The organism is Geodermatophilus sp. SYSU D00691 (assembly GCF_054050275.1).
In genome coordinates, this window is record NZ_JBJGYZ010000007.1 from 185,740 (window position 1) to 195,576 (window position 9,837).

Genomic DNA, 9,837 nt, shown 5'->3' on the forward strand with positions numbered 1-9,837 from the left:
CGCGCCACGGGCAGGGAGACCGACGGGGACCCGACGTCGGGCCGGTGGAGAAGGCGCACGCAGGACCCCTACCCCGGCTGGAGCGGAACTAAGCCGGGCGTCACCCGGTGGTGCGCGGTGTTGTCGTGCCGGTCACCCGCGCGCCTGGCCCGCGACGGCCAGCAGCTCCCGGGCGTGCGCCTGACCGGTGTCGCTGTCGGCCAGGCCGGAGAGCATGCGGGCGAGCTCGCGCACCCGGTCCTCCCCCTCGACGGCGCGGATGTCGGTGGCGGTCACCCCGGCGTCGGTGTCGGGTGACTTGTCCACCACGAGGTGGGTGTCGGCGAAGGCGGCGACCTGCGCGAGGTGGGTGACGACGACGACCTGGTGCCGGCCGGCCAGGCGGGCCAGCCGCCGCCCGATCTCGCCGGCCGCGGAGCCGCCGACGCCGGCGTCGACCTCGTCGAACACCATGACCGGCACCGGGTCGGCGCCGGCGAACACGACCTCGATCGCGAGCATGACGCGGGAGAGCTCGCCGCCGGAGGCGCCCTTGTGCACCGGGCGGGGCGGCGCGCCCGGGTGCGGCGCGAGCAGCAGCGCGACCTCGTCGAGCCCCTCGGGGCCGGGGGCGTCGGCGTCGGTCTCGATGGAGAAGGACACGCGGGCGCTCTTCATCGCCAGGCCCGCCAGCTCCTGCCCGACCTCGGCGGCGAACCCCTCGGCCGCGGCGCGGCGCCCGTCGGAGACCTGCCGGCCGAGCTCGTCGACCTCGGCCCGGGCCGCGTCGCGCTCGGCGGCGAGCTTGTCGAGGGCCTCGTCGGAGACGTCGAGCTCCGACAGCCGCTGCCGCGCGTCCTCGGCCCAGGCCAGGACGCCGGCGAGGCCCTGCCCGGGGTCGGCGTACTTGCGGACCAGCGCGGTGATCGCCGCCCGCCGGTCGAGGACCTCGGCCAGCCGGGCCGGGTCGGCGTCGAGGTCGGCGACGTAGCCGGCCAGCTGCACCGACACGTCGGAGACGACCGCGACGGCGTCGGCGAGGTCCTGGGCGAGCAGGACGAGCGTCGGGTCGTCGGAGGCGGCCAGCGCCCGTTCGGCGATGGACAGCGCGGCGGTGGCGTCCTGCGGGGCCTCTCCCCCGCCGAAGTCGCCGGTGACGTCGCCGACGAGGGCCAGGCGGGCCTCGTCGGCCGCGGCGCGCAGGGCGTCGGCGTCCCCGAGCCGCTTGGCCTGCGTGTCGAGCGCCTCGTCCTCGCCCGGCTCGGGGGCGACGGCGGCGATCTCCTCCAGGCCGTGCCGGAGGACGTCGGCGGCCTGGGCGAGCTCGCGGGCCTGGGTGCGGCGGCGGTCGAGGTCGGCGGCGAGCTCGCGCCAGCGGGCGTAGGCCGCGCGGTAGCGGTCGAGCAGCTCGAGGTGCGCGGCCCCGGCGTAGCGGTCGAGCGCCCGGCGCTGCTCGGCGGGGCGGGACAGCCGCAGCTGGTCGGTCTGCCCGTGGACGGCGAGCAGGCCCTCGGAGAGCTCGGCGACCAGGCCGACCGGCACGCTGCGGCCGCCCAGGTGGGCGCGGGAGCGGCCCTCGGCGCTGACGGTGCGGGCCAGGATGAGGCTGCCGTCGTCGTCGGGCTCGGCGCCGGCCTCGGCGGCCCGCTGCCACACCGGGGAGTCCGGCGGGAGCACCAGCCGGCCCTCGACGCCGGCCCGGCCACCGGCGCGGACCCGGCCGGGGTCGGCGCGGCCGCCGAAGAGCAGCGTCAGCCCGGTCACCACCATCGTCTTGCCCGCGCCGGTCTCGCCGGTGACGACCGTCAGGCCCGGCCCGAGCTCGAGGGTGGCCTCGTCGATGGAGCCCAGACCGCGCAGGTGCAGCTCGGTGAGGGCGCCGATCGGCTCGGCTGCCGGCTTCCGGCGGTCAGTCGTCGTCCTGCGTGCCGCCACCGCTCACCTCCCCCGCGGCCCGTGGGCCGCCGCCGTCGGCGCCCGGGGCCACCACGACGTCCCGGGTCAGCACGTTGCGCGAGGCCGGCAGCTCGTGGCCGGGGCCCTCGTGGTGCTGGCGCGGCCGGGCGTCGCGGAAGCCGCGCACCGGCAGGCCGAACTTGGCCACCAGCCGGTCGCCGAAGGACGTCGCGTGCACCCGGGCGATGCGCACCGGGCGGGCGGCGCGGCGGACGTCGACCCGCCCGCCCTCGGGCAGCTCGATGGCCCGGCGGCCGTCGGCGGAGATGCGGGCGGTGTTGCCGTCGGCCGGGACCGAGACGCTGAGCACCGAGTCGGGCGAGGTGACCAGCGGCCGGGCGAAGAGGGCGTGCGCGTTGCTGGGCACCAGCAGCAGCGCCTCGACGTCGGGCCAGACCACGGGGCCACCGGCCGAGAAGGCGTAGGCGGTGGAGCCGGTCGGGGTGGCGCAGAGGATGCCGTCGCAGCCGAAGCTGGTGAGCGGCCGGCCGTCGATGGAGATGACGACGTCGAGCACCCGGGAGCGCTGGCTCTTCTCGATCGAGACCTCGTTGAGCGCCCACGTGCCGCCCACGGTCGAGCCGTCGCCGTCGAAGACGTCGACCTCGAGGGCCAGCCGCTTCTCCACGGCGTACTCGCAGCGCTCGATGGCCAGCAGCGTCTCCTCGACCGCCTCGGGCTCGGTCTCGGCGAGGAAGCCGACCCGGCCCAGGTTGACGCCCATGAGCGCGGCGTGGGTGTAGCGGGCGAGCTCGGCGGCCCGCAGGAAGGTGCCGTCGCCCCCGAAGACCATGACGATCTCGGCGCCGCGGGCCGCCTCGGCGTCGGCGGGCACGACCTCGGCGCCCTCGATGGCCAGGTCGGGCGCTTCCTCCTCCAGCACCCGCACGGTGATGCCGGCCTTCTGCAGCCGCGCCGCCGAGCTCTGCGCCAGTTCGAGGATGTCCTGCCGGCCGGTGTGCACGGCCAGCAGCACGTGCCGGCCGCGGGCCGGGGCGCTCCATCCGGGTTCGGTCACTGCGGGCCCTCCTGCACTGCGCGTCGCACGGCGTCCTCCTCCGGCGGGCCGGCGTCCCGGCGCAGCCACAGGAAGAACTCCACGTTCCCGGCCGGGCCGGGCAGCGGGCTGGCCACCACCCCCGCCGTCCCCCAGCCCAGCCCGGCTGCGGCGGCGCCGACCTCGAGGACGGCGGCGATCCGGTGCTCGGGGTCGCGGACCACCCCGCCGGCGCCCAGCCGCTCGCGGCCCACCTCGAACTGGGGTTTCACCATGGGCAGCAGGTCGGCGTCGGGCCGGGCGCAGGCGGTCAGCGCCGGCAGCACGAGCCGCAGGGAGATGAACGACAGGTCGGCGACGACGAGGTCGACCGGGCCGCCGATCGCCTCGGGCGTGAGCGTGCGGACGTTGGTGCGCTCGTGCACGTGCACCCGCTCGTCGGTGCGCAGCGACCACGCCAGCTCGCCGTAGCCGACGTCGACGGCGACGACCTCGGCGGCGCCGCGGCGCAGCAGCACCTCGGTGAACCCGCCGGTGGAGGCACCGGCGTCGAGCGCCCGGCGGCCCTCGACCGGGACGGGGAAGGCCTCCAGGGCGCCGAGCAGCTTGTGCGCGCCGCGGGAGACCCAGGTGGGGGTGTCGGGATCGGTGCGGACGACGACGGGGGTACCGGCCTCCACGCCGGTGGCGGCCTTCGTGGCGGCCCGGCCGGCGACGGCGACGCGGCCCTCGGCGATGAGCGCGACGGCGTGCTCGCGGGACCGGGCCAGGCCCCTGCGCACGAGCTCGGCGTCGAGTCGGCTGCGGCGGGGCATCAGAGCTGGTCGATCGTGCCGAGCTCGCGCTTGAGCCGGTCGTGCTCGGCCTCGAAGACGTCGACGTGCTCGGTCACCGGGCGCTCCTCCAGCCCGGCGAACCGGTCCCCGCCGCTGCGCTGCTCCGGCGTCGGGCGCTCCGCCCGCTCGTCGGGCGCGGTGGGCTCGGTCATGCCAGCGAGGTTACCGGCCGTGGACGACGGGCACCGGTGCCGAGCAGGGAGATACCGTGCCCGGACCCGGGCCGTCCGGGGACGACGTCGAGGGAGGGGCACCGCCGCGTGGCCACCATGGAGCAGTCGCTGAAGGCGCTGGACTCGATCCTCGGGCCGCTCGCGGCGAACCCGGCCGCCGCCGACCTGGACCGCAGCCTGTCCTGCCGGCTCACCGACCTGCAGCAGGTCGTCCTCGGCCGGCTCCGCGACCGGGAGGTGCAGGACGTGCACACCGTCCCGGACGGTCCGTCGGTGCCCAAGGCCGACATCCGGCTGACCATGAGCAGCGACGACCTGGTGGCGCTCACCGACGGCCGGCTGTCCTTCGGCCCGGCGTGGGCGTCGGGCCGGGTGAAGCTCGAGGCGGGGTTCCGCGACCTGCTCCGGCTGCGCAAGCTGCTCTGACCCGGTCAGGCCGGCGGCAGGCGCCAGCCGGCCAGCGCCCGGCGGGCCGCCTCGTCGGCCGCGGACACCCGCGGTGCCGCGGCGGTGTCCGGCGTGGCGGCCCAGTGGGCCACGCAGAGGGCGCGCAGCCCGTCGAAGCCGTCGTCGTGGCCGTCGTCGGGGCCGTCGTGGGCGTCGTGGGCGTCGTCGGGGCCGTCGCCCGGCGCGGTCCGCCGGAGGACGAGGGTGCCACCGTCGTCGTGCGCCGCCGCCCAGCCGCCGCACCGCCACCCCGCGCCGTCGGCGGTCACCGGCGGGTGGGCGACGAGCAGGCCCGCGACGTCGGAGGCCAGGAGGTCGGGCCGGTGGTCGGGGCGGGCGGCGAGCAGCGCCGCCGGGTCGGTGACGCCGGTGAAGACCAGCAGGCTGGCCGCGTCGGCCCGGCGCGCGCCCTCGATGTCGGTGTCGAGCCGGTCGCCCACGACGAGCGGGCGCTCGGCCCCCGTGCGGCGCACGCACTCGGCGTGCATGGCCGGATCGGGCTTGCCGGTCACCAGCGGCTCCTGGCCGGTCACGCCGCGGACCACGCCGACCATCGCGCCGTTGCCCGGCAGCGGCCCGCGGGGGGACGGGATGGTGGCGTCGGTGTTGGTGGCCACGTGCCGCGCCCCGTTGCGGATCGCGACGACGGCCTCGGCCAGCTGGCCCCAGCCGACCTCGCGGCCGTAGCCCTGGACGACCGCCTCCGGGTCGTCCTCGGCACGCTCCACCACGGTGAGCCCGGCGGCGCGCAGGGCGATCGCGACGCCCGGTCCGCCGACGGGCAGGACGCGCGCACCGGCGCCGAACCGCTCGGCGACCACGCTGGCCGCCGCCTGGGAACTGGTGATCACATCGGCCGCCTCGGCCGGCACCCCCAGCTCGGCGAGGTGGACGGCCACCTCGGCCGGTGGACGGGCGGCGTTGTTGGTGACGAAGCCCAGCCGCATGCCCGCCCTGCGGGCCGCCTTGAGCGCGTCGGGGACGCCGGGGACCGCGTCGGGGCCGACGTAGACCACGCCGTCGAGGTCGAGCAGGGCGACGTCGAAGACGGTGGCCGGGGGCCGCTCGCAGCCGCGGGCCAGGGACGGGACCGCGCCGCCGCTCACGCCGACTCCCCGGCGCGGCGGGCGCGGACGCCGCGCAGCGCCCGCGCGTAGTGCCCGAGGTCGGGGCGCATGGCCACGGCCAGGGCGAGGTGCTCGGCGGCGAGCGGGAGCCGGCCGGCCCGGCTGGCGGCCAGGCCCAGCCCGAAGTGCGCGTAGTCGTCGGTCGGGTTGACCGCGATCAGCTCGGTGAACGAGGCGATGGCCTCGTCGTACCGACCGGCGTCGTACTGCGCCCGGGCGAGCGCCTCCAGCACGCTGCGGGACGCGGGCTCGGCCTCCGCGGCGCGGCCGAGGATGGTGGCCGCGGCCGCCGGGTCACCGTTGTTGAGCAGCTGCAGGCCGCGCTGGTACCACTCGTAGACGCCGCCTTCCGGGGAGCCTTCGTCGGACACCGCTGCCCCTTCCGCGTCGCCCTCCCTCCGCGGCGCGCCGCGGCCGGTGCCCGTGCGGGAACCGGTGGCGGCGGCGAGCCGGAGCGGGACGCTCCTACGATCACCGTCGTGTCCTCGTCGTCGGTGCAGTCCTCGTCGCTGCCGGCGACGGGGCTGGAGGTGCGGCCCTTCCGGGCCCTCACCTACCGGCGTCGAGACCCCGGGCACCTGGCCCGGGTGAGCTCGCCAGCCTACGACCTGGTCACCCCCGGCGGCCGGGAGCGCCTGGCCGAGGCCGACCCGCACAACATCGTGCGCCTCATCCTCCCCCGCGTCGAACCCAGCACCCCCGGCGCCGGTGGTTCGCACCCCTCGGCGGAGCTGTCGGCCCGGACGCTGCGGGAGTGGCAGGCCTCCGGCGTGCTCGAGCGCGACGAGCGGCCGGCGCTCTGGCGCTACGAGATGCGGCCGGCGAGCGGCGCACCGGCCACCGTGGGCTGGCTCGGCGCGGTCGCCCTGCCGGCGCCCGGCTCGCGAGCGGTCCTGCCGCACGAGGACACCTACCCGGTGGCCGTCGAGGGCCGGCGTGCCCTGCTGGCCGCGACCCGGACCGACCTCGAGCCGATCGTGCTCGCCCACGACCCCGACGCGGGCATCGCGGCGCTGACGCAGGCGGCGCAGCAGGGTGAGCCGGCCCTGCGGCTCGACGACTCCGACGGCGTGTCCCACCGGCTGTGGCGGGTGTCCGACCCGGCGGTGCTGGCCGACCTGACGGCCGCGTTCGCCGGGGTGGACGCCGTCATCGCCGACGGGCACCACCGGTTCGCCGCGGCCCAGGCGCACGCCCGGAGTGCCGCCGGTGGTGGGGCCGACGCGATCCTGGCGCTGCTCACGCCGATGGGCCCGGGTGGGCTGCGCGTGGAGGCCATCCACCGCGTCGTCCCCGACCTGCCGCTGGGGCTGGCCGTCGAGCAGGCGGCCGCCGGATTCCGCGTCCGCGAGCTGCCGACCGGCGGCCCGTCCGCCGAGCCCCTGGCGCGCCGGTGGCTCGCCGACCCCGCTGCCGAGGGGTTCCTGCTCAGCGACGGGCAGCGGCTGGTCGAGCTGCGTGACCCGTCGGATCCCGTCCGGCTGGCGGTGCCGCCCGAGGCGCCCGCGGCGTGGCGCGGTCTCGACGTCGTCCTGGCCCACCACGGCCTGTTGGAGCGCCTGTGGGGGCGGCCCGACGACCCCGCGTCGGTCCTGGTGGCCCACGACGTCCCGGAGGCGCTGCGAGCGGCCGGTGAGCGCCACGGCACCGCCGTCCTGCTCCGCGCGCCCTCGCCCGCGGACGTCGCCGCCGTGGCCCGGGCGGGCGCGCGGATGCCGCGCAAGTCGACCCTGTTCGTCCCCAAGCCCCGCACCGGGCTGGTCCTGCGACCGCACGCCGGTTGATCCTCAGGCGGTCCGCACGTCGGCGGCCGCCGTGGCCCGCGGGACCTTGCGCCCCTTGCGGCAGTTGACCTCGCAGACCGAGGTCTTCGTGCCGCCGCCGGTGCGCCAGAAGCGGCGCTGCAGGGCGCCCTCCACCTCGACGACGTCGCCGGGCTGCCACAGCGCCACGCGGCGCTGCAGTGCCCGGTCGTAGGTCACGCAGTTCAGGACGTCGACCGATCGCCCGCGGGCCCGGGGTTCGGGCCGGCGGACGACCAGCCGGAAGGTCACCAGCGCGTCCCCGCTGGGCAGGGTGCGCACCTCCGCGGGGGCGGACAGCCGGCCCCGCAGCAGCACGTCGTTCCGGTCGATCACAGCCACGCTCATGCCCCGAGCCTGGCCACCGACGGGACCGCGGCCCAGGCGCGGGGGTGATCTGTGGACGCGGAGTGGCGTTGTGGACGTCCGCCGCCGTTCCTGTCGGTGGGTCAGTCCCCGGCGTCGCGGTCCGGCCGTGCGAGCGGGTGGTCCTCGCCGAGCAGCTCGGCCACCTCGGCCTCGATGTCGTCGCTCAGGTCGAGCTCGTCCTCGTCGAGGTCGTCGCCGGCGGCAGCCGCAGGCGGCGTCGACGGCTCGTCCGCCGCGGGTGCCTCGACCGGCTCCTCGACGAGCGGCTCCTCGGAGAACACGACCGCGGGGCCGTCGCCCAGGCCGGCGAGGTCGTCGGGGTCGGCCTCGGCCACGGCCTCCCGCCACGCCGCGGCACGCGCCTCCTCGCCCTGGTCGGCGAGCAGGTCGGCGTAGGCGGCGGCCACCCGCAGGCGGCCCGGGTCGGCACCGGTCAGCGACGCCGGGTCGGGACGGCCGCCGAGCGCGTCCTCCAGCACCAGCCGGGCGGCGGCCGCCTCACCGAGGTCGAGTCGGGCGCCGGCCTCCACGAGGCGCAGCTCGACCCGTTCCTCGGCGTCCGGTGTGCGGGCGAGAGCCTCGGCCACCAGGCGCAGGGCCACCTCGGGCCGGCCGAGGGCGCGCTCGCAGTCGGCGAGGACGGCGCGGTAGCTCTCGTCCCCGCTCATCCGCCGGTACGCCCGCAGTTCGCGGGCGGCCTCGGCGAAGTCACCGGCGTGGTAGGCGGCGACCCCCACGGCCTCGCGCACCGCAGCGACCCGGGAGGCGCGGTCGCGCGCCGCACGCGCGTGCTCGAGCGCGAGCTCGGGGTCCTCGTCGACGAGCGTCCCCGCCACGACGAGGTGGCGGGCGACCCGATCGGCGTTGCGCGGGTCGAGCCCCCGCAACGCGGCGCGCACCGAGCCGTCGAGCTCCTTGGGGTCGGCCCACTCCGGCAGCTCGGGACCGGCCGGACGAGGAGGCTGGTCGGTGGGTCGCGGGGGACGGCGGTCGTCGCCGGGACGCCGGTCGCGCCAGTCCTGCCGGCCCCGTCCGCCCGCCGGTCGGTCCGCGCGGGGGGAGGCGGGTCGCCGCCCCTCCCACTGCGGGCGGTCGCCGGTGGCCGGCCGCTCTCCGCGCGGCCCGCCGGCGCGGCGGGGCCGGTCCTCGCCTGCCCGCCGGTCCTGCCAGGCCGCGCCTTCCCGCCCGCCGGCCGGGGGGCGCCGGTCGCGCGCGGGCCGCTCGCCGTCGGGACGTCGGTCGCGCCACGACGAGCCCTCGCCGTCGGGACGGCGGTCCTGCCACGACGAGCGGCCGCTGCCGGCGCGCCGGTCCTGCCACTGGCTGCGCTGCGGACGCTCGTCTCCGCGGGGCGCGCCGCCCCGCTCCGGGCCGCGGCCTTCACCTGGTGCACCGGAGGTCCGGCGGTCGCCCCCGACGTCCCCGTCCGGCCTCCCGCGGTAGCCCCCGCCGGGTCGCTGCGGCCGCTCGCCGCCGCTCCACCGGGGCCGCTCGCTCCGCCCGCCGCGCCCCTCGGCGCCACCGGTCCCGCGACCTGAGCCGCCGGCGCCACCACCGCGCGCGGAGCCGCCGCGCTGCTGTCGGCCCGCCCCGCCACGGGGTCCGCCGGCGGCGCCGCCGCTGCGCGGTTGGCCGCCCCGCCGGGACGGGGAGCCGCCGGATCCGCCTCGCGGAGCTGTCATGACGTCTGGGTACCTCACGCTTCGGGGGCCTACTCGGACTCGAGCCCGTGGAGCCGGACAGCACAAAGAGAACGGGGGCCGGAGCACATGGCTCCGACCCCCGTTCTGGAAGGTATGTCCGGCGGCGTCCTACTCTCCCACCCCGTCTCCGGGGCAGTACCATCGGCGCTGAGAGGCTTAGCTTCCGGGTTCGGAATGAGACCGGGCGTTTCCCTCTCGCCATGGCCGCCGTAACGCTGTGAACCTGTTCCAACCGGATTGCCGGTTGTTGGTTCAGAACCGCACAGTGGACGCGAGAATCATTTCTTGCTTGGGGTGCCGGCAGCACGACCCTCCGGGTGTGGGGGGTGTGTGTGGCAAGTCCTCGGCCTGTTAGTACCGGTCAGCTGCACACCTTGCGGTGCTTCCACTTCCGGCCTATCAACCCGCTGGTCTGGGCGGGGGCCTTACCCCATCGAGTGGGTGAGAG

General features: G+C 77.6%; 10 protein-coding genes and 2 rRNA genes. 2 read left to right on the forward strand and 10 right to left on the reverse strand.

All coding sequences use genetic code 11. The features are described 5' to 3' along the window. Positions 1–132: 132 nt before the first annotated feature. From recN to ACI797_RS07735, 4 genes are read right to left on the reverse strand one after another with little or no spacing between them, the layout of a single operon-like run. Positions 133–1,914, reverse strand: coding sequence for a DNA repair protein RecN (gene recN, locus ACI797_RS07720; protein WP_456858014.1), 1,782 nt, complete (start codon positions 1,912–1,914; stop codon positions 133–135). Continuing rightward, entirely contained in the window at positions 1,889–2,953 is a 1,065-nt protein-coding gene (locus tag ACI797_RS07725; protein ID WP_456858016.1) for an NAD kinase, read from the reverse strand. Before ACI797_RS07725 ends, recN begins: the two co-directional genes overlap by 26 nt. Next, complete coding sequence (locus tag ACI797_RS07730; protein ID WP_456858017.1) at positions 2,950–3,747, reverse strand: TlyA family RNA methyltransferase; 798 nt, start codon at positions 3,745–3,747, stop codon at positions 2,950–2,952. Before ACI797_RS07730 ends, ACI797_RS07725 begins: the two co-directional genes overlap by 4 nt. Then, a complete protein-coding gene (locus ACI797_RS07735; RefSeq protein WP_456858018.1) occupies positions 3,747–3,920 on the reverse strand; it encodes a hypothetical protein in 174 nt (57 codons plus the stop codon). Before ACI797_RS07735 ends, ACI797_RS07730 begins: the two co-directional genes overlap by 1 nt. A 117-nt stretch (positions 3,921–4,037) precedes the next feature. Between ACI797_RS07735 and ACI797_RS07740 the strand changes: the two genes are divergently transcribed. Next, complete coding sequence (locus ACI797_RS07740; RefSeq protein ID WP_456858027.1) at positions 4,038–4,367, forward strand: SCP2 sterol-binding domain-containing protein; 330 nt, start codon at positions 4,038–4,040, stop codon at positions 4,365–4,367. A 5-nt stretch (positions 4,368–4,372) separates the two neighbouring features. On the opposite strand, the gene ACI797_RS07745 is transcribed toward ACI797_RS07740, so the two are convergent. Then, positions 4,373–5,494, reverse strand: coding sequence for an HAD-IIA family hydrolase (locus ACI797_RS07745; protein ID WP_456858019.1), 1,122 nt, complete (start codon positions 5,492–5,494; stop codon positions 4,373–4,375). Then, a complete protein-coding gene (locus tag ACI797_RS07750) occupies positions 5,491–5,886 on the reverse strand; it encodes a tetratricopeptide repeat protein (RefSeq protein WP_456541982.1) in 396 nt (131 codons plus the stop codon). The genes ACI797_RS07745 and ACI797_RS07750 overlap by 4 nt, the downstream gene beginning before the upstream one ends. A gap of 108 nt (positions 5,887–5,994) precedes the next feature. Here ACI797_RS07750 and ACI797_RS07755 point away from each other — a divergent pair, with 108 nt between their 5' ends. Continuing rightward, on the forward strand, positions 5,995–7,299 hold the full coding sequence (locus ACI797_RS07755; protein ID WP_456858020.1) for a DUF1015 domain-containing protein: 1,305 nt from the start codon (positions 5,995–5,997) through the stop codon (positions 7,297–7,299). A gap of 3 nt (positions 7,300–7,302) precedes the next feature. Here the strand turns inward: ACI797_RS07755 and ACI797_RS07760 are convergent, their stop codons facing one another. The 4 genes from ACI797_RS07760 to ACI797_RS07775 form a co-directional block, all read right to left on the reverse strand. Next, on the reverse strand, positions 7,303–7,665 hold the full coding sequence (locus ACI797_RS07760) for a single-stranded DNA-binding protein (RefSeq protein WP_456858021.1): 363 nt from the start codon (positions 7,663–7,665) through the stop codon (positions 7,303–7,305). Positions 7,666–7,766: 101 nt separating this feature from the next. Further along, a complete protein-coding gene (locus tag ACI797_RS07765; RefSeq protein WP_456858022.1) occupies positions 7,767–8,585 on the reverse strand; it encodes a tetratricopeptide repeat protein in 819 nt (272 codons plus the stop codon). 899 nt (positions 8,586–9,484) lie between these two features. Further along, positions 9,485–9,601: ribosomal RNA gene (gene rrf, locus ACI797_RS07770) — 5S ribosomal RNA — on the reverse strand. A gap of 119 nt (positions 9,602–9,720) precedes the next feature. Next, a 23S ribosomal RNA gene (locus ACI797_RS07775) occupies positions 9,721–9,837 on the reverse strand; the annotation flags it as partial.